General features: G+C 61.8%; 16 protein-coding genes. 7 read left to right on the top strand and 9 right to left on the bottom strand.

What is annotated here, in order from left to right; genetic code table 11:
- Window positions 1-7: 7 nt before the first annotated feature.
- The 3 genes from ARUE_RS16950 to ARUE_RS16940 all read right to left on the bottom strand — a co-directional run bounded on the left by ARUE_RS16950 (window position 8) and on the right by ARUE_RS16940 (window position 3,364).
- Complete coding sequence (locus ARUE_RS16950; protein WP_014922607.1) at window positions 8-997, bottom strand: carbohydrate ABC transporter permease; 990 nt, start codon at window positions 995-997, stop codon at window positions 8-10.
- Window positions 998-1,006: 9 nt separating this feature from the next.
- Complete coding sequence (locus ARUE_RS16945) at window positions 1,007-2,242, bottom strand: sugar ABC transporter substrate-binding protein (RefSeq protein WP_014922606.1); 1,236 nt, start codon at window positions 2,240-2,242, stop codon at window positions 1,007-1,009.
- 99 nt (window positions 2,243-2,341) lie between these two features.
- Window positions 2,342-3,364, bottom strand: coding sequence for a LacI family DNA-binding transcriptional regulator (locus ARUE_RS16940; RefSeq protein WP_011775874.1), 1,023 nt, complete (start codon window positions 3,362-3,364; stop codon window positions 2,342-2,344).
- 295 nt (window positions 3,365-3,659) lie between these two features.
- On the opposite strand from ARUE_RS16940, the gene ARUE_RS16935 reads away from it, so the two are divergent.
- From ARUE_RS16935 to paaZ, 4 genes are all read left to right on the top strand, one after another.
- Entirely contained in the window at window positions 3,660-4,394 is a 735-nt protein-coding gene (locus ARUE_RS16935) for a tyrosine-protein phosphatase (RefSeq protein WP_014922605.1), read from the top strand.
- A 27-nt stretch (window positions 4,395-4,421) separates the two neighbouring features.
- Window positions 4,422-5,405, top strand: coding sequence for a glycosyltransferase family 2 protein (locus ARUE_RS16930; protein WP_286139793.1), 984 nt, complete (start codon window positions 4,422-4,424; stop codon window positions 5,403-5,405).
- 123 nt (window positions 5,406-5,528) lie between these two features.
- Window positions 5,529-7,439: a carboxypeptidase regulatory-like domain-containing protein gene (locus ARUE_RS16925; RefSeq protein ID WP_014922603.1), complete on the top strand. Its 1,911-nt coding sequence runs from the start codon at window positions 5,529-5,531 to the stop codon at window positions 7,437-7,439.
- Between the two features lie 209 nt (window positions 7,440-7,648).
- Window positions 7,649-9,748 (top strand): phenylacetic acid degradation bifunctional protein PaaZ, encoded by a 2,100-nt coding sequence (gene paaZ, locus ARUE_RS16920; RefSeq protein ID WP_014922601.1) that lies wholly within the window; start codon window positions 7,649-7,651, stop codon window positions 9,746-9,748.
- 464 nt (window positions 9,749-10,212) lie between these two features.
- Here paaZ and ARUE_RS16915 read toward each other — a convergent pair whose 3' ends face one another.
- From ARUE_RS16915 to ARUE_RS16905, 3 genes are read right to left on the bottom strand one after another with little or no spacing between them, the layout of a single operon-like run.
- Entirely contained in the window at window positions 10,213-10,815 is a 603-nt protein-coding gene (locus ARUE_RS16915) for a TetR/AcrR family transcriptional regulator (RefSeq protein ID WP_014922600.1), read from the bottom strand.
- A 37-nt stretch (window positions 10,816-10,852) separates the two neighbouring features.
- A complete protein-coding gene (gene paaK, locus ARUE_RS16910; RefSeq protein ID WP_014922599.1) occupies window positions 10,853-12,196 on the bottom strand; it encodes a phenylacetate--CoA ligase PaaK in 1,344 nt (447 codons plus the stop codon).
- Between the two features lie 7 nt (window positions 12,197-12,203).
- Window positions 12,204-12,665 (bottom strand): hotdog fold thioesterase, encoded by a 462-nt coding sequence (locus ARUE_RS16905; protein ID WP_011775868.1) that lies wholly within the window; start codon window positions 12,663-12,665, stop codon window positions 12,204-12,206.
- A 108-nt stretch (window positions 12,666-12,773) separates the two neighbouring features.
- Here ARUE_RS16905 and ARUE_RS16900 point away from each other — a divergent pair, with 108 nt between their 5' ends.
- Entirely contained in the window at window positions 12,774-13,352 is a 579-nt protein-coding gene (locus ARUE_RS16900; protein ID WP_011775867.1) for a GNAT family N-acetyltransferase, read from the top strand.
- Here ARUE_RS16900 and ARUE_RS16895 read toward each other — a convergent pair.
- Both ARUE_RS16895 and ARUE_RS16890 read right to left on the bottom strand, forming a co-directional pair.
- Window positions 13,345-14,898 carry a putative bifunctional diguanylate cyclase/phosphodiesterase gene (locus ARUE_RS16895; RefSeq protein WP_014922598.1) on the bottom strand — a complete coding sequence of 518 codons (1,554 nt, stop codon included), beginning with the start codon at window positions 14,896-14,898 and terminating at the stop codon, window positions 13,345-13,347. The genes ARUE_RS16900 and ARUE_RS16895 overlap by 8 nt on opposite strands.
- Window positions 14,899-14,900: 2 nt before the next feature.
- Window positions 14,901-15,953 carry a hypothetical protein gene (locus tag ARUE_RS16890; RefSeq protein WP_014922597.1) on the bottom strand — a complete coding sequence of 351 codons (1,053 nt, stop codon included), beginning with the start codon at window positions 15,951-15,953 and terminating at the stop codon, window positions 14,901-14,903.
- A 107-nt stretch (window positions 15,954-16,060) separates the two neighbouring features.
- On the opposite strand from ARUE_RS16890, the gene ARUE_RS24175 reads away from it, so the two are divergent.
- Window positions 16,061-16,231, top strand: coding sequence for a hypothetical protein (locus ARUE_RS24175; protein WP_017199100.1), 171 nt, complete (start codon window positions 16,061-16,063; stop codon window positions 16,229-16,231).
- Window positions 16,232-16,399: 168 nt separating this feature from the next.
- Here the strand turns inward: ARUE_RS24175 and ARUE_RS16885 are convergent, their stop codons facing one another.
- A complete protein-coding gene (locus ARUE_RS16885; RefSeq protein ID WP_011775863.1) occupies window positions 16,400-18,043 on the bottom strand; it encodes an ATP-binding protein in 1,644 nt (547 codons plus the stop codon).
- A 220-nt stretch (window positions 18,044-18,263) separates the two neighbouring features.
- Here ARUE_RS16885 and ARUE_RS16880 point away from each other — a divergent pair, with 220 nt between their 5' ends.
- On the top strand, window positions 18,264-18,647 hold the full coding sequence (locus ARUE_RS16880; protein WP_011775862.1) for a DUF7793 family protein: 384 nt from the start codon (window positions 18,264-18,266) through the stop codon (window positions 18,645-18,647).
- Window positions 18,648-18,656 lie beyond the last annotated feature (9 nt).

Genomic DNA, 18,656 nt, shown 5'->3' with positions numbered 1-18,656 from the left:
GCTGTCCTCACTCGTCCACTGCGCGTCGGCTGGCCCGCAGGTACAGCACTGCGAAGACCAGGGAGATGATGACCAACACGTTGCCCAGGGCCGCGCCTTCACCGAACTTGAATTCGTGGAAGGACAGGTTGTACGACTGCGTGGCGATGGTCTGGGTGGAATTGGCCGGCCCGCCGTTGGTTAGTCCCAGGATGATGTCCAGCACTTTGAGCGTGTAGACGACACCGAGCACCAGGACCACGCTCACTACTGGCCGCAGCATGGGCCAGGTGATGTGCCGGAAGGCCTTCCACCCGGTGGCACCGTCCAGGGACCCGGCCTCGTACAGTTCGTCCGGGATTTCCTGCAGTCCGCCGTAGAGGATGGTCATGTTGAACGGGATGCCGATCCAGATGTTCACACCCACCACCGCGATGAGGGCCAGTGAGGTGCTGGTGAGCCACGGAATACCGGTATCGATGATGCCGAGGTCTCCAAGGAAGCGGTTGAGAGCGCCGCTGTCTTTATCCAGGATCCACCGCCACACAGCACTGGAGACGATCAAGGGAAGGAGCCAGGGAAGCAGGAGCAGGGACCGCAGGATGCCGTTGAGCGGGAACTTGCGCTGGAAGAAGATCGCCAACGCAAGGCCGATCACGAACTGGCCCACAATCGAGCCGATGGTGAACAAGACGGTGTTGAGCAGGGACGTTGAAAACAACGACGACGACAGTACAGTCACGTAGTTGGCGAACCCTACCCAGGGGGCTTCTCCGGTGAAGAACGTGGAGGTGGTGTATTCCTGAAAACTCATGACCACGTTCTTGACTACGGGATAGCCGAAGAACAACGTCATGTACACCACTGCGGGAACCAGGAAGAGCCACTGGAAGAGGCGCTCGCGGCGTTGTCGGGTGCGGCGTCTGGGGGCTGGCTGTCCGGTCCCTAAGCCGTGAGTTTTGGCGGCCCCGCCGGTAGTCTGCCCCTTTGAATGAGGTAGATCAGTTGCTAATGACATGGCAGCTGCCTACTGACCTTGGGCTTGCTTGAGTGCGTCGGCCGGTGAGGCGTTGCCCGTGAGTGAAGACTGAATGGCTGTGTAGATCTTGGTGGCCTGTGCGGGCCATTCTTCTCCGAGCTGGCCGGTGCGTGCGCGGGCAGTCTTGATCAGTTCGGTGAACGTTGCGAGCTTGGGGTTGTCGCTGGCGAACTTGTCCGAGAGCGTGGTTTTGGAGGGGATGGTGTTGCGGGCTGTGGCCATGGCGAGTTGGTTCTCGTCGCTGTTCAAGCAGGCAACCATCTCTGCTGCTTTGGCTTGCCGGGCCTTGTTGCCAGTCTGCGGAACCGTCCACACTTCGCCGCCGAGCGGAGCCACCGACGTCTGCCCGGCTTCCCGTACCGGAATTTTCACTACGCCGTACTGAAGGGTGGGCTGCTTGTCCAAAGCAGGAATCTGCCACGGCCCATTGACCATCATGGCGGCCTTGCCGGCCAGGAACTGGTCCTTCACATCAGCCTGGGTCCAGTTGAGGGCAGAGGAAGAGACGGAGCCGCTCTTGACCAGGTCGGTCCACAGCTGGAGCGCCTGCTCGGTCTCCTTGGTGTCGATCTTCTTCTCATCGCCGCCGTTGGACCACATGACAGGAAGGAACTGCCAAGTGCCTTCATAGGTGGGGTTGGCGTTGAATGCCAGTCCGTACTGGTCTCCTGCAGTGAGCTTTGCGGAGGCCTCCTTGAGCTCATCCCAGGTAGTAGGGGGAGTGACGCCGGCCTTGGCCAGGATGTCCTTGTTGTAGAAAAGGGCGATGGTGTTCACCGTGGGAGCCAGACCATACACCTTGTCTTTGTAGGTGCCCGCGCTCAGCACGCCTTCAGCAAAGTTCTCCGTGCTGACCTTGAAATCGGCCAGCGGAGCTAGCGCACCTGTGGCCGCGATTTGCTGCAGGTCCGGGTTGTCCAACATGAGGACGTCCGGGAGTGTCTTGGAGGAGGACTGCTGGAGAACCTTGGAAATGAGCGACTTTCCGGGGACGGTCTCCCGCTTGACGGTGACGCCCAGCTGGGTGCCGCACTTGGTCAGGGCATCGCCGATGAAGGACTTGTCCGGCTCGTTGTTGTAGTAGTCCATCACTGAGATTTCCGTGACGGCTTCGGTGGAGGATGCGGCTGTGGAGGAACCGCAGCCGGAGAGGGCCAACGGCAGGCCGACCATGGCGGCCATAGCCAAAGCGAGTGGACGGGATGTCCTTTGTGCTGACTTCATTGTCTGTTCCTTTTCTGGGAATCGATTTATCGATGCGTATCGACGATGCGTATCGATGAGTTCGGAAACGGAGGTAAAGCGGGTACGTAAAGAGGGGACTTAGCTGCCGTGGGGTGGGCGGAGCGTGCTTGAACGGTGCGTGATGACCGTGGGTACCAGTTCCAAGGATTCGTGTGGTCCCTGGTTGTCGGCTTCGAGGAGGTCGCAAATGATTTTCACTGCCCGCCGGGATACTTCCCTCGGGCGTAGATCAATCGTGGAGAGTGGCACGGGTTGTAGTTCGGCCAGGGTGGGAGAAGCGCTGCCGATGATGGAGACATCCTTGCCGGGAGTCAGTCCACGGGCGGCGAGGGCACGGCGCAGGATGTCTTGAATGGTGCGGTCCGGTGCGATGAAGGCTGGCACGCCGTCTGTGGCGGCCAGTGCCTTGTCTACGGAATCCGCGATGATGGCAACATCCGCGCCTCCCGGAAAGTGCTGAACTGCCACTCCCAGGGATTCGGCGGCCCCATCGGCTCCGCGCATGAACCGGTCAACGTAATTGACGTGCCGGTTCACGACGGCTGGCTGCCATTCGATGATCGAAATGACGTTGTGGCCGGCTGCGGCCAGGTCGCGGACGCATTGCTCGCCTGCCATTTCGAAGTCTGCGTCTATGCAGACCAGGCCGGACGGATCCCGGGGGATGCCGATCAGCAGCACGGGGACGTTGAGCGTCCGCGCGACCGGGAGCCGTTCATCCTCGTCTTCCACTTGCATGAGGATCAGGCCGTCGCAGATCTGCTGACCGACAACACGGCGGAGCCCCGCGGCCCCTTCGTCTTCGGTGACCAGCAGGATGTCGTGATCGAACTGCCTCGCTGTCGATGCGATCACGGAAACGAATTCCATGAGGGAGGCCATTTCCAGTTCTGGAATGAACGGAATGACCAGCCCGATGACGCGCGTCCTGCGCCCCGCCAAGGCGCGGGCGCCGGCATTCGGCTGGTACGTCAGTTGTTCGATCGCCGCCTCGACCTTTTTGCGGGTCTTCTCGGAAATCGGCCGCTTGCCGCTCAGTACATAGGACACCGTGCTTTGAGCTACTCCGGCGGCCTGGGCAACGTCCTTGCTGGTGGGCATGGCCTGACCTCCTTGTGCTCTCTGCAGAACAGTTCCTGTGGCTTGTCGATGCGTATCGTCGATGCGCATCGAGAACGAGTATGACATGGGTCACTCAGCCTCCGCAAGACCCACCCCCCACCCTCTCTCACATCCCGCGTGCTTGCGCGCGACCCTCTCTCACTTCCCGCGTGCTTGCGCGCGACCCTCTCTCACTTCCCGCGTGCTTGCGCGCGACCCTCTCTCACTTCCCGCGTGCTTGCGCGACCCTCTCTCACTTCCCACACCAAGGCGCCAATGTGCTTAGCTACCTCCTATGGACGGGACTACTTCAGCTCACCACGGTGTCCATTGGGACGGCGCCGTGAACGCGTGGCGCATCGCCGGGGATGTGTATCGCATGGGTCGCCATGAATGGGTTACCGAAGCCGGTTGGCAGCAGATGTACGACGACGGCGTCCGCACCGTGATCGATCTCCGCGCCTCGCGCGAGCGGCGGCAACGCGACACCGATCCCGAGGTGCCGGACGAGGTGAAGGCGCGGATCGACGTCGTGCATTGCCCAACGGAAGATCCGGACCATAGGGACTACAGCGAGCTTTTTGGCCCGTACCTCAAGGACCCCGCGCAGTATGCGGATTACCTGGAATTGTTCGGTGAGAAGATAACGGCAGTCTTCAAAGTTATTGCGGCCTCACCCGGCAAGGTGGTGGTTCATTGCTCCGCGGGTAGGGACCGCAGCGGAGTGATCGCTTTGCTCCTGCAGCGATTGGCGGGGGTTGGTGATGAGGAGATTGTGCGTGGATACGAGCTCGCGGCGCGGGGCATCAACGAGCGGCATCGCACGCACGGGGCGCCGCATGCGCACGATCCGTATCTGTCCGAGGAGGACCTTGAGGCAATGCTGACCCGGCGGCGAGCCAGCCTGCGCGAGTTCCTTGCTTCGATCGATGTAGCCGCGTATCTGAGGTCCAACGGCGTTTCCGAGGCGGAGTTGGCGGCAGTCAGGGCCAAGCTCGGGGTCACCAGCGCTGCTAACATGCAGAGTTGACTCGTCTCCGAAATGAATGGATCCGCAATGACTTCCGGTGCCCGCGTCACCATCGTGACCCGAACCAAGAACCGACCCATTTTCCTGGAGCGCGCCTTGGACGACATCTTTGCCCAGACGTTCCAGGACTTCGAGCTGGTGATTGTCAACGACGGCGGCAACCCTGCCGACGTGGACCACCTCATCTCCCAGCGGTCGGAAGCCGAGCGATCCCGCGTTACGACGCTTCACCACGCTGAATCGGCTGGCATGGAGGGGGCCTCGAATGCCGGTCTCAAGGCAGGATCCGGCGAGTTCGTGGTGATCCACGACGACGACGACTTCTGGGCCCCTGAATTTCTGGCCCGAACAGTGGCCTACCTTGACGACCCCGCGCACGCTGCCGAAAGCGGCGTGATGGTGCGGACGGAAATCGTCATCGAAGAGCTTGTGGACGGCGCGATCGAGCCCATCCGCCGCGAAATCTTTTGGGCTGACATGCGGCAAATAACGCTCGCTGACATGCTCAAGATCAACCGTGCCGTTCCCATTTCGTTCCTGTACAGGCGCAATCTTCACGACCACGTGGGCTATTACAACGAGAACCTGCCCGTGGTGGGGGACTGGGAATTCCACCTCCGCGTGCTGAGCCACTCGCGCGTTGGATTCCTCGACGGCGAACCTCTCGCCTTCTGGTCGCAGCGGCCCCAATCCGATGGCCACCACAGCAACAGCATCTTCGCTAAGGTCGCAGAACATGCCCAATACGATGCCTTGGTTCGCGACGACTATCTCCGTGACCAGGCCGCGCAGGGCGGACTTGGCACCATGCTTTACCTGACGCGGGTGTTGTCGGAGCAAGAAGAACTCATTGTCGCGCAGCAGCGACGCCTGGACGAGTCCGCTGCCAAGCTCGACCACATCCTGGAGCGTCTCGAGGCGCTGAGCCAGACCGTTGTTGTACGGACGAGTGTGGGGGAGTTCTTGAAGAAGCCCATGCTTTTGATGCGGAAGCTGCTCAGGCGGGGCTAATCGTCTGCGAAGCGTTTTCTCACTTCACAAATATGCGGCGTTTAGTATTACCCGTTCCCTGCATTAGGATCGCGAGGGGCCGCCATTTGCGGCCCCTTCGTTCGCATGAAACATGGGGGACCCATGAGGGGTTATTCTCGCGGCCGTTTTCGGCTCGCAATCACACTACTAGCGGCACTCGTCCTGGGCGCCCTGCCTGCCGGGATCGCATCCCCGGCGTTTGCAGCAGCTACGGGAAGCATTTCAGGAACGGTCACCGTACCGGCGGGCGTTGACGCGTCCAAGATAACTGTCTTCGCCGGCCCCGAAGTCGGGTATTATCAAACGGCGAATGTGGCCTCGGACGGAACGTTTACGGTTAGTGGACTTCCCGCAGGCAACGTCTGGGTCAACTTCAACTACCCCTTCCAGCCGTCGCCGGTGGTGAATGCTCACTATTCAACCTCTCCGGATGGTTCAAAAACGCTCGTCAACGTTTCACCGGGTGCCACCACCACGGGCATCAACCAGACCCTGAAGCCAGCAGCCTTCATTTCCGGAAAGGTCTCCGTTCCGGCTGGCTCTGCTGCCTTTACCGGTCAGGTCAACGTCATCAAGGGTCCCGACTACGCGAACAGCGGCTACGCGGGAAATGCGTTTCTCCAAAGCTCGGACTCCGGAAACTATGTGGTGGGTGGCCTCGCGCCGGGCACTTACAAGATTCAGTTCCAAGCCCAGAGCGGGTGGGCGAACATGTGGCATGGCGGTGTTGCGGGAGTCGGCAGCTCACAGTCAGTAACGGTTACTGAAGGACAGCAGCTCGCTGGTATCCAGGACACTGCCGTTGCGGCTGCCACTATCGGCGGCTCCATCGCGGGTGCCCCCGCCCCTGGCCCCACTATGAGTGGTCCGGGCATGAGCATTACTGCCATTGCTCAAGACGGCACTGTTGCAGCGTCAACGGTCATGGAAACCTCCCAGACCACCTACGCGCTGAAGAACCTGCTGCCTGGCACGTACACGGTTCAGTTCAACCGGACCAAGGGTTTCGTGTCCAAGTACGAGGCACAGCTTTATAAGGACCTCCCCGAGTCCGGAGGCGCTGCTAACGCAACGCCGGTGACCGTAGCCGCCGGACAGACCCTGAACAGTGTCAACGCAACCGTTCGCCAGGGCGGAACTCTTACCGGAAAGATCCTGGGATCCACAGGAGCTCCCCTGAGCGGCGTGCGAGTTAACGTTTACACCAAGGACGAGTCGCTTGTGACTCGGTTTTCTTACACCGCAGCAGACGGTACCTTCAATGTCACTGGCCTCACCACGGGACTCTACTTTGTGTCGGCTGAGCCCGAGGGGGCTGGCCCGATCTACTCCGGAAATGTCCTCAACGCAACGAACGCCAGGTCTGTTTCCTCGTTCGTAGGCCAGAACACAAATCTTGGGACACTGAGTTACGCGACTGCAACGCAGGGTACCCGGGGCTTCGACGATGTTCCCCTCGGAGCTCAGTTCCAGGATGAAATCCTTTGGTTGGCCAATGCGGGAATTTCCACGGGTTGGGAAGCCAATGGGTCCAGGACCTATCAGCCGCTGACTCCGGTAAACCGTGACGCGATGGCCGCATTCATGTACCGGTTGTTGGGCGAACCTGAGTTCACCCCGCCTGCTGTGTCACCGTTCGCTGACCTCCCCACAGACGCCAAGTTCTACAAAGAGATCACCTGGCTGGCAGACAAGGGCATCACCACCGGTTGGGAAGAGGCTGACAAGACCAAGACCTACCGGCCGTTGCAGCCCGTGAACCGCGATGCCATGGCTGCGTTCATGTACCGTTTGGCTGAGCAGCCTGAGTTCACTGCCCCGGCGACTTCGCCGTTCGTTGATCTTCCCGTCGGGGCGCAGTTCTACAAGGAGATCACGTGGCTCGCAGCCCAGGGCATCTCCACGGGTTGGGCCGAAGCCGGTGGCAAGGCGTTCAAGCCTTTGCTCCCCGTGAACCGTGATGCCATGGCCGCATTCATGTTCCGCTACAACACCAAGTTCGGACCCTCGTAGCCATACTGCGTGTGTCAGCAATGTGAAGGGTCGGTCTCCCACTATGGAGGCCGGCCCTTCGTTGCGTCCTCCAAAGCGGAAAAATTCCTGCTGTACTCCACCGGGCATTCATGTACCCTGTATATATTACCGAACGGCCGGTCAGTAATGTTGGCTCCAGTCAGCAATGACCGTGCCGATTTCACGTGCCTTGGAAGGACCCGTCGACGATGACCACTACCGCAGTCGCCCCGGAAACCACAGCCGTTGCAACCGTCCCCAGCTACGTCCAGGATGCTTGGTGGACGCCGGCACCCGACGCCAAGAAAGTCCCGGTCCGTGATGCCAGCACCGGAGAGGTCCTGGCCAACGTCAGCACCGACGGACTGGACCTTGCCGCCGTCGTCAATCACGGCCGCACCACCGGGCAAACTGAACTTGGGAAGCTGACGTTCCACCAGCGCGCGCTCAAGCTCAAAGAGCTTGCCATGTACCTCAACGGGCGCCGCGAAGAGCTGTACGAATCCTCTTCGCAGAGCGGTGCCACCAAGATCGACAACATGATCGACATCGATGGCGGCATCGGCGTGCTCTTCACGTTCGGCTCCAAGGGCCGCCGCGAGCTGCCCAACTCGCAGGTTGTGGTGGACGGCCCCATGGAGACTCTGTCCAAGGACGGATCGTTCGTCGCCGAACACATCTACACCCGGATCCCCGGCGTTGCTGTCCAAATCAACGCGTTCAACTTCCCGGTCTGGGGCATGCTGGAGAAGTTCGCTCCCGCGTTCCTGGCCGGCGTCCCCACCATCGTGAAGCCGGCAACGCCCACAGGCTACGTTGCCGCTGCGGCGGTCAAGGCAATCGTCGAGTCCGGCATTCTTCCGGCAGGCTCCATCCAGCTGATTTCCGGTTCCGCCCGCACCATCCTGGACGAGCTCGACTACCGCGACCTCGTTTCGTTTACGGGCTCGGCATCCACTGCCAACTCGCTGAAGGGCCACAAGAACGTGGTCCAGGGCGGCGTCCGTTTCACGTCCGAAACCGACTCCCTCAACGCCGCAATCCTCGGACCCGACGCCGTTCCCGGCACCCCCGAGTTCGACGCTTACATCAAGGCGGTGGTCACCGAGATGACCGTCAAGGCCGGCCAGAAGTGCACGGCCATCCGCCGCGTCATCGTCCCGCAGGAGCTGACGTCCGACGTCGCGGCTGCCATCGGCGCGCGCATCAACGAGCGCGTCGTGGTTGGCGATCCCCGAGCCGAGGGCGTCACCATGGGCGCCTTGGCGTCGTTGGAACAGCTCGCTGACGTTCGTGCTGCCGTTCAGTCCATGCTCGACGCCGGCGGTGAGCTTGCGTACGGATCTCTCGATTCGCCGTCGGTCACCTCCGTCGGCGGCACCGTAGGCGTGGTGGAAGACGGCGCATTCATGTCTCCGGTGCTCCTGAGCTGGGCAGACGCCGAAGCCGAAGAAGTGCACTCACTGGAGGCGTTCGGGCCGGTTTCCTCAGTGATTGGGTACTCGGACCTCACCGACGCCATCCGCTTGGCGGCCCGCGGCTCCGGCTCATTGGTGGCATCTGTATGCACCAACGATCCTGCTGTTGCGCGGGAACTGGTGCTCGGCATCGCTGCTCACCACGGCCGCGTTCACATGCTCAACCGTGAAGACGCGCGCTCATCCACCGGCCACGGATCACCGGTACCGCACTTGGTTCACGGCGGTCCCGGCCGCGCAGGTGGGGGCGAGGAGCTGGGCGGTATCCGCTCCGTGATGCACCACATGCAGCGTACGGCCATTCAGGGTTCGCCGAACATGCTGACCGCGGTTACCGGTCTCTGGCACACCGGCGCGGACCGGAACTTCACCGTGGAGACCGAGGGCGAGCATCCCTTCCGGAAGCACCTGTCCACGCTCCGCATCGGTGATGCCGTACGTTCGGACCTCCGTGAAGTCACGCTTGAGGACATCGCTGCCTTCGCGAACTCCACTGGCGACACGTTCTACGCGCACACCAATCAGGAAGCCGCTGAAGCCAACCCGTTCTTCCCCGGCATCGTGGCCCACGGCTACCTCCTCCTGAGCTGGGCTGCCGGACTCTTTGTTGAGCCCGCTCCGGGTCCCGTCCTGGCTAACTACGGCCTGGAGAACCTGCGCTTTATCACCCCGGTTGCCGCCGGCGACTCCATTCGGGTCACGCTGACGGCCAAGAAGATCACGCCTCGCGAGACTGATGAATACGGCGAGGTGGCTTGGGACGCCGTCCTGACCAACCAGAACGACGAAATCGTGGCCACCTACGACGTCCTGACCCTCGTGGAGAAGTAACCCTCTCTCACATCCCTCGGGTTTGGCCGGGTCCCTCTCTCACATCCCTCGGGTTTGAGCGGGACGCTCTCTCACATCCCTCGGGTTTGAGCGGGACGCTCTCTCACATCCCTCGGGTTTGGCCGGGTCGTTCTCGCAGATCCCTCGGGTTTGGCCGGGACGCTCTTGCAGATCCCTCGGGTTTGAGCGGGTCCCTCTCGCAGATCCCTCGGGTTTGAGCGGGTCCCTCTCGCAGATCCCTCGGGTTTGGCCGGGTCCCTCTCGCAGATCCCTCGGGTTTGGCCGGGACGCTCTTGCAGCAACGACAAAACGCCTTTCCGCTTCAATGCGGAAAGGCGTTTCGTCGTTCCGGCCGAAGGCAGCCATGAGGAACTTCACGACGACGGCGGCACCTGGCTTCGTCATGCCCGCCACCGGGGGTGTGAGAGAGGGTTGGCCGGAAGGGTGGGGGATGTGAGAGAGCGTCAGGCGGCTGTGTGAAGCCCGTCGAAGGCCATGGTGATGACGTCGTCGGCGAGCTTCTCCGGGGACAGAGAGCCGCCCGGCTTGTACCACTCCACGATCGAGTTGATGGTGCCGAACAGCAGACGGGTGACGGTGCGGGGATCGATGTCCTGGCGCAGGGAGCCGTCTTCCCGGGCAGCGGCAATCAGCTCGGCCACCTTGTGGTCGAAGGCGCGGCGGCGTTCCAGGGCGTCGCGTTCGATCTCCGTGTTGCCCCGCAAGCGCAGGAGCAGGGTCACGAACGGCAACCGGTCCACCAGCACGGCAATGGTCTGCCGCAGCACGAACTCCAGCCGCGCATCAGCAGGACCGGACGTAGCGGACGGCTCCTCGAGGATGGCTTCCAAGCCGCCCAAGGCGTGGTCCAGGGCGAGCTTCAGCAGATCGCCCTTGGACGGCACGTGGTGGTAGATGGCTGACTTCGAGATCCCGAGATTTTCGGCCAGGATGCCCATGGACGTTGCGTCGTACCCGTGGCGGTTGAAGACGTCGACGGCGATGCGGAGCACCGACTGCTGGTCATAACCGGGCCGTCCGCGCTTGGTGGTGGTCTCAGTAGGCATGCTGGCATTTTCTCACGATCTCAGTGGTGGACGGCGCTCAGCCTTTGGGTCGCATGTCGTAGATCCGGCGAAGCTTGCCATTGGACCGTTCAAGTGAGCCGGGCTCTACAACGTCAACTACGCAAGATGACCCGACGTGAATCTTGATCTGCTCACGCAAGGTGTGTGCCGCCGTCGTGCCTGCCTCGGACGGGACGTTCTCGCGGCGCTCGATCTTCACAGTCAGCGAGTCCATGCGCTTGCCTTCGGGGCGGGTGATTTCGAGCTGGAAGTGGGGGCTGAGCTCGGGGATGCGGAGCGCAATTTCCTCGATCTGTGACGGGAACAGGTTCACGCCGCGAAGGATGATCATGTCGTCGCTGCGGCCGGTGATGCGGCCCATGCGGCGGTGCGCGGGGCGTGCGGTGCCGGGGAGCAGGCGGGTGAGGTCCTTGGTGCGATAGCGGATGATCGGCAGCGCTTCCTTCGTGAGGGAAGTGAAAACGAGCTCGCCGGGTTCGCCGTCGGCGAGGACCGTGGAGTGGTCGAACGGGTCGATGATCTCGGGGCGGAAGTGATCCTCCCAGATGTGGCAGCCGTCCTGCGTTTCAACAGCTTCGCCGGCCACACCAGGGCCCATGACCTCGGAGAGCCCGTAGATGTCCGAGGCCTTGATGTTCATGGTGGTTTCGAGCTCGTGGCGCATCTCTTCGGTCCACGGTTCGGCGCCCAAAACGGCATACTTGAGCGACGTGGACGTGGGGTCGATGCCTTGGTGTTGCATGGCGTCGGCGATGGTGAGCAGGTACGTGGGCGTGGCCAGGATGGCGTCGGGCTTGAAGTCCTGGATGAGCTGGATCTGGCGTTCGGTTTGGCCGCCGGAGATGGGGATGACGGTGCAGCCGAGCGCTTCAGCGCCTGCGTGCGCGCCGAGGCCGCCGGTGAACAGGCCGTATCCGTAGGCGTTGTGAACCTTCATGCCGGGGCGGACGCCGGAGGCGCGGAAGGAGCGCGCCACCAGGGTTGCCCAGTTGGCGAGGTCGTTCTTGGTGTAGCCAACCACGGTGGGCCGGCCGGTGGTGCCGGAGCTCGCGTGGATGCGCGCAACCTGGTCCTGCGGGACGGCGAACATGCCGAACGGGTATTCCAGGCGCAGGTCTTCTTTGGTGGTGTACGGGAACTTGCCGAGGTCGCTCAACTCGCGGAGGTCGGTGGGGTGTACGCCCACCTCATCAAACTTCCGCTTGTACAGCGGCACGCGATCGTAGGCGTAGGCCACGGTGTGCTGGAGGCGGGTGAGCTGCAGTGCCTCCAGTTCGTCGCGGGAGATGGTTTCTTCACGGTCCAGCACGGGGGCAGCTGCCGTGGAGGTGGCGGGGGCGGCCACAGTGTTCTGCGTCATGGGTTTCCTACTTCTTGGAGATGGTGCGGCTGCGGCCACGGAACTCAGCGATGAGTTCCCCAGGCGCCTCGGGGGAGGGGGCTGCATCGGGGGATGCCGCATAGATCTGGATGTCGTACAGGCCGCTTCGGCCGGTGCTCGCGCGGCGGTTTGCGACGGCGGTGATCACTTGGCCTTGGAACGCCGGCTTGATGAAGTTGATGTCGACGCCGGACGCCACCGTGATGTTGGCGGCTTGCTTGGGCGTGGGGTTGGCCGGGTTGCAGGCCAGTGCGAAGGCGGTGTCACCGAAGGCGAAGATCATTCCGCCGTGTGCCATGCCGAATCCGTTGAGCATTTCCTGGCGGAGATGCATGCGGATGGTGGCGTGGCCGTCGTCGAGCTTGAGGACCTCGATGCCCATCCATTCGGACGCGTAGTCGTTGGTCAGGATGTGGTGCTGAGCACCGGAGAGGGTTGTTTCAACCATGCGTCATTGCCTCCAGCTTTATTTACCGAATGTTCATTAGGTAATCCCAGATCGCGCCACGTGTCAAGACTGGACCACGATTCACCCGTAGCTAGTAGCCTCGGAAGCATGCCCGAAATTGAGCTTCCCATCATCACCGACCGACTCGTCCTGCGGCGCTTCGAAGCTGAAGACCTCGAACGGTTCCACGGATACCAGTCGCTGCCCGAAACAGCCCGGTTCCTGTTGCGCAACGAGCTGACCAAAACCAAGTCCATGGAGGTCCTTGGCCGGTACGCAAACTTCGAATTCAACCAGGAAGGAGACTGGGTTTGCTTGGCAATCGAGCATAAGGACAAGCCCGGCCTGCTTGGCGAGGTAGTACTGAAGTGGTTGGAGGGCACCGGGCAGGGCGAGCTGGGCTGGATCCTCCATCCCGAGGCCCGCGGCCACGGGATTGCCACGGAGGCTGCGGAAGCCGTCATGAAGCTGGCGTTCGAGAAACTGGCCTTCCATCGCATCGAGGCCAAGCTGGACGCCCTCAATGACGGTTCGGCCGGCATTTGCAAGCGCCTGGGCATGCGGCTTGAAGCAACGCTGGTGGACAACTGGCATTACAAAGGCCAGTGGGCCACAGAGAACATCTACGCGATTCTGGATTCGGAGTGGCGCACACGGCACCATCCATGGACGCGGACCATCAGCTGACAGGCCACGTCTTGTGATGCTTCAGCTGCTCGGTCAACTGTGCTTCAGGCAGTGGCCGGCTGAAGTAGTAACCCTGACCGCTGGTGCACCCGATGCTCAGCAGGTACTCGGCCTGCTCGGCGCTTTCGATGCCTTCCCACACAGCAGCCAGCCCGCACGCGCGGATCAGTTGCAGAACAGCAGCCAGCAGGGCGGGCTGGGACGGGTCGCTGCCCAAGGCGGAAAGCAACGTCCGGTCAACCTTGACCGTGTCGACGGGCAGCTGGCGAAGGTAACTGATGGAGGAATAGCCCGTGCCGAAGTCGTCAATTTCCAATCCCACACCAAGGCGGCGCAGGCTATTGAGCGTGTAACGGTCCAGATCGTTGCCCTGGATGACGGCACTTTCGGTCAGCTCCAGGACCAGGAGCGACGGATCCAGGTCGGCTGAAGCCAAGGCTTCGCGAACGTCTTCAATGAACTCCAGCCGCTGCAGGTCCGCCGCCGAAACGTTGATACGCATGCTGAAGTTGTGGCCCGCCGTCAGTGGGTCGCTGCGCCATTGCTTTAACTGCTCGACGGCGGTGCGGAGCACCCAACCGCCCAGATCGGAAATCATTCCCGTTTCCTCGGCGATGGGGATGAACTCGTCCGGCATGATGATCCCGCGGGTGGGGTGGTTCCACCGGACCAGTGCTTCCACACCTTCAATTTCGCGGGTGTCCAGCCTGATGATGGGCTGGTAGTAGAGCACCAGCTGGGAACCGGCGATAGCCTCTTTGAGCTCGCCCACCAGCTGGTTCCGCATTTGCCTGGCGAGCAGCATGTCAGCGGCGAACACCTTGAGTTTGCCGCGCCCGTCCGCCTTGGACTCGTACATGGCAATGTCCGCTTCCATCATGAGCTCCTCGGCCCGCTGGCCGGGGTCGGCCATACGGAGGCCCATGCTGACCCCGCAGCGGAGATGTTGTCCCTCGATCTCCATCACCCCCGCCACGGCAGCGAGGATTCGGCTGCCAATGGCGCTGGCCTCCGTGGGCGTCACCTCCGTCAGAAGGACTGCGAACTCGTCGCCGCCCATGCGGGCAACCATGTCCTGTTCCCGAACCGCGCCACTGATCCGGTTAGCTACCGTTTCCAGGACTTTGTCACCGATGGTGTGGCCGAGGGAATCGTTGATGGCCTTGAATCCATCCATATCCAGCAGGAGGATCGCCGGCCGTTTGTTGCCTTGTCCGCCGTTCGCTTGGGCCTTGGTCAGGGCGGTTGCGAAAGCGGAGCGGTTGTTCAGGCCGGTCAGGGGATCGGTCATCGCCATGCGCTGCATTGCCAGGTGCGCCTCATTGAGCTGTTGTGTCCGGGCCTGCACCCTTTGCTCGAGCTCTTCGTAGACGATCTGGAGATCTTCGGCCAGGAGGTTGGTGCCCATGATCACGGCGTCAATCTCATCGCGCGCGTCGGAGACTTGGATCCTGGTGTTCAGGTCGCCCGCCGCCAACCTGACAATGCCTTCAAGGAGCAGCCCTAAGCGGGGGTCGTTCGCGGAGTACATTTCTGCTTCAGACATGCTCACCCCCCGTGCGGCCCGCCCCGGCGCTCGACGCTTTGCCGAAGATACTCGCGAACGGCCGCGCTGCGCTCAGGTAGGGCCGCTTGGTCGAAGAGCTTTGCTGCTTCTTCGAAGGCAGCCAACGCTTCGTCAATTCTCTCGGATGCCAGCAAAGTCCGTGCGAATAGAAAGTGCGCTTCGGCGGATGTTTGGGTGGCCAGAATGGATGAACGCGCGCAAAGGGGTTCGAGGATGGCCAGGGCTTCCTGCATATCACCGATGAGGGAATTCCAATGGGCGCGGACCAAGGACATTTCCAGATGGTCCCGCTCGGAACCGCCCACGATGTCCGTAGCGAGCTCTGCCCTCTCGATGCAACGAAGGGTGGCCGCGTCACCGAGTTTTGCTTGCAGGCGCATTTCCGCAGAGGCACGGTTGAAGCGTGCCCACAAATCAACGTCCTTTGACGGCGAAAGTCTCTCGGCGGCCAGATCGTGATAGCGGCCGCCGTCCATAACGCGGTCAGCCAGGAAAGCAACGTTACCAATCACCCAGTAACCCTTACCCGCTGTGTCCTCATCAACGTCATCGGTAATCAGGGTCTCCAGAACAAGGCATTCCCGCCACGCATCATCCAGCAGTCGGCTCTCGGCCAACGCCGCGATAAGGGCGCGCTGGGCCAGGACCTGAACGTAGAGGAGATCCGGGTCAGTGGCAGCAAGTTTTGCCGCGTCGGCCGCCATGGTTGCTGCTTCGGCAAGCCGGCCGAGACCTTGGAGCCCAATGGCCACCATTGTTTGTGCCTTCGCCCCAAGCTCGGGGGAGGAAGCGGTAAGGCTGTGATCATTGAGGGTGGACGCAAGCGCCAGGAATTCCTCGATGCTTCCCTGATCACGGAGGCACTCCGCCTGCAGGTAACGCATGTTCCACCAGGCGAGTTCGTCTCCGGCGTCCCGGGCAAGTTCAGCGGCCTCTGCTGCCAGCCTGAAGGCCTCGTCAAAGTCCCGCGCCTTCCATTTGGCGCGTGCATTGAGTCCGGCAACAAGGTGGGAGGCCAGGTGGGGACTTTGCATATGCCCATTATCCATGTCATTGCGGAAGAAAAGCTCGTATAGTTTGCCCCGTGACTTTATTCAAGTCACAGTCAACAAATTCGCATCAGTACGAAAGGGCATAGCGGATGAAGAAATTTGCGGCAACCCTGCTCATGGCGGCGGTTCTGGCAGTAACAGGATTCGCTGCTCCGGCCAATGCCGAGCCTACGCAGGACAGTACGGCAATCGGCTGGTGGCCGAACAGCACCACCACAGGTAAGACGAACACCACCAGCATCGGTTGGTGGCCGAACTAAACATTGGGGGAGCGCCTCTCAAGGCCTCTTGAGCTAAATTGATGCCCCGGGCTGATGCCCGGGGCATCAGTTTGTTTCGTTCCGTGTCGAGCATTAGTGACCGCGGTTTAGATTTCTGAGGCCTGGCCTTGACACAGATGTCACAGCCACAAAGCAGCACCTTCCCAGCTACGGTCCTCCCACCGGCAGCTCCACGGACACCGTGGTCCCGGAGCCCAGGGTGGAGTCGAACACCATGCGTCCCATGTGGCGGCCAATGATGTCGTTGGCGATCGCCAGCCCCAGTCCGCTGCCGGGCACGGCCGCTGAGGTGGCGTTGGATGCCCGGTAGAAGCGCGTCAGGATATGGGGGAGATCGTGCTCCGGGATACCCAGGCCGTTGTCGGCAATCCGCACAAGGGCTGAGAGCCGGCCGTTCTCGGTTGCTGACATGGCACTGGTGATGCCCACGCTGCCGCCCTCGGGAGTGAACTTGATGGCGTTGGCCACGATGTTGGTAAACACCTGTTCCAGCTTTGCTTCGTCTGCCGTGACCTCAATGTCCTCGGTGGCCTCCGTGAAGGACACGGAAACGTGGCGGGACTCTGCCAGCGGACGGAGCGTTGCCACCACCACTTGGAGGAGTTTGTCGATATCAACCGGTTTGAGGTCCAGGTTGCTGCCGTCCTGCATGGAGACCGTGAGCATGTCCTCGATGAGCCTGCGTAGGCGGTCCGAGTTCCGGGCGATGACATCCAGCATTTTCCGGATGCCCTCGGGGACCGGGCCCCCGGAACCGTCCTGGATCATGTCCAGGTAGGCGGTGATGGACGTCAGCGGTGTTCGCAGCTCGTGGTTCACGGTGGCCAGGAAGTCTGTCTTGGCCTTGTCCAGTTGCCTCAGCTGGTGCAGGACGCGCTGTTGAGCGCTGATGAGGTGGCCTTGGATGAGCCCGTGGGCTACGTTCCCGGCAACGTGTTGCATCAAGGCGATCTCGGGACGGGTCCAGTCGTGCCGCTTTTGCACAGTGGACAACAGGATGATGCCCAGTGCGGAAGCGCCTTCGCCAACGGGAAGCAGCACGGTGGAAACGGGTTTGAGTTCCCCGGACCAGTCCAGCAGTGCCTTGGCGATCTTTGAGTCGGGGTTTTCCCGGTGGTCCACCACGGCGAGGACGTCTGCTTCGGCCCACAGCCTGTTGGCAGTTTCGGTGATGATGTTTTCGCTCTCGCCGAGTCTGGCGGGCAGCAGCGGAAGGCCTGGACGGTTCCATTGCGCCCGGATGCTGGGGACTCGTTCATCGCGAAAAGTGGCGAACCAAACGTGGTCCACGGCCAAGGCCTCGCCAAATCCGCGAACCACATGCTCTGCGATCAGCTGCGGGTCATTGGTCTGCCGGATTGCCGCCGAGACGTTCCGGAGGCTCTCCCGGAGTGCTTCGATTTCGCCGCGTGAGCGTGCGCGTTCCCTTGACCGGCCGATCAGGGTTTCAACCCTGTGGACGAGCTCACCGGCACGCACCGGGCTGATGACGTAGTCAGCTACACGCCAGGATTCCACTTCCTCAAGGTCCACGAACTCCTGCGCATCCAGAATCAGCAGCACAGGAACTCCGGGGCTGCCGAGTCCGTGGGCGAGGGAGTTCTCCGCCACCACCACTGACGGGCGGTGTTGCTGGAGATGGATGGCCATGGAAGCGGTGTCCTTGACAGCAAAAACCTGGAAGCCCGCTGCATCGAGCGCGGACGTAGTGGCCGCCAAACGGTCATGGTCTGAGTCGGCCACGACTGCCGAACGCGAGGCATGCTGTTCACCGGCAACGGTCTCGCCCACTGAGCCCCTTCCGTTCCAACATTCGTCCGTGGTAATTCCGGATTTGGCAACACCCTATCAGCGGCACCGCGGCCAATGGCGGCCTAACTGTAAATGGGCCTTTTTGAGTCGTGGGACACATCTTTACTTTGGCTCCAGGATTAGACAGCCTTGGGGGAGTGAGTGCGGGGGATCCGGTCCGGTGTCCCCAGCAGCTTTCCTGAACTGTGCGAGGAGAATTGTGGACCACCCAGCTACACCGCAAGACCATCAACAGGTGATGTTCGATCTGGAACTCGAAGAGTCCGGGATCCTGCGCCTGACGTGGCCGCGTGGCGCCAGGATCAAGGAAGCGGATGCCCAAAGGGCCATGGACAGGGTGAATGAACTCTGCGGTGCGGACCGGCACCCCATGATTGTTGATATGGCGACTACGGACGATGTCACCAGGGGCGCACGGTCAGTGTTTGCCAAGCCTTGCCAGGCTTCCCGGATCGCCCTGTGGGGTTCGTCCCCTGTGGACAGGGTCATTGCCAACTTCTTCCTGGGCATCATGAAGCCGCCGTGCCCTACCAAGTTCTTCACATCCGAAACAGAAGCCTTGGAGTGGCTGGTGGAGGCTTAGCGCCCCATA

Origin of the sequence: Arthrobacter sp. Rue61a (assembly GCF_000294695.2) — a bacterium.
Taxonomy (GTDB): domain Bacteria; phylum Actinomycetota; class Actinomycetes; order Actinomycetales; family Micrococcaceae; genus Arthrobacter; species Arthrobacter aurescens_A.
The sequence above is the reverse complement of the archived record's forward strand: the minus strand, read 5'-3'. Positions and strand labels throughout refer to the sequence as shown.

Coding starts and splice junctions, on each gene's coding strand:
- ARUE_RS16950 (WP_014922607.1), bottom strand. CDS start 997: ATGTCATTAGCAACTGATCTACCTCATTCAAAGGGGCAGACTACCGGC.
- ARUE_RS16900 (WP_011775867.1), top strand. CDS start 12,774: ATGCCCGAAATTGAGCTTCCCATCATCACCGACCGACTCGTCCTGCGG.
- paaK (WP_014922599.1), bottom strand. CDS start 12,196: ATGACGCAGAACACTGTGGCCGCCCCCGCCACCTCCACGGCAGCTGCC.
- ARUE_RS16940 (WP_011775874.1), bottom strand. CDS start 3,364: ATGCCCACCAGCAAGGACGTTGCCCAGGCCGCCGGAGTAGCTCAAAGC.
- ARUE_RS16930 (WP_286139793.1), top strand. CDS start 4,422: ATGACTTCCGGTGCCCGCGTCACCATCGTGACCCGAACCAAGAACCGA.
- ARUE_RS16915 (WP_014922600.1), bottom strand. CDS start 10,815: ATGCCTACTGAGACCACCACCAAGCGCGGACGGCCCGGTTATGACCAG.
- ARUE_RS16890 (WP_014922597.1), bottom strand. CDS start 15,953: ATGCAAAGTCCCCACCTGGCCTCCCACCTTGTTGCCGGACTCAATGCA.
- ARUE_RS16945 (WP_014922606.1), bottom strand. CDS start 2,242: ATGAAGTCAGCACAAAGGACATCCCGTCCACTCGCTTTGGCTATGGCC.
- ARUE_RS16895 (WP_014922598.1), bottom strand. CDS start 14,898: ATGTCTGAAGCAGAAATGTACTCCGCGAACGACCCCCGCTTAGGGCTG.
- ARUE_RS16905 (WP_011775868.1), bottom strand. CDS start 12,665: ATGGTTGAAACAACCCTCTCCGGTGCTCAGCACCACATCCTGACCAAC.
- ARUE_RS16935 (WP_014922605.1), top strand. CDS start 3,660: ATGGACGGGACTACTTCAGCTCACCACGGTGTCCATTGGGACGGCGCC.
- paaZ (WP_014922601.1), top strand. CDS start 7,649: ATGACCACTACCGCAGTCGCCCCGGAAACCACAGCCGTTGCAACCGTC.
- ARUE_RS24175 (WP_017199100.1), top strand. CDS start 16,061: ATGAAGAAATTTGCGGCAACCCTGCTCATGGCGGCGGTTCTGGCAGTA.
- ARUE_RS16925 (WP_014922603.1), top strand. CDS start 5,529: ATGAGGGGTTATTCTCGCGGCCGTTTTCGGCTCGCAATCACACTACTA.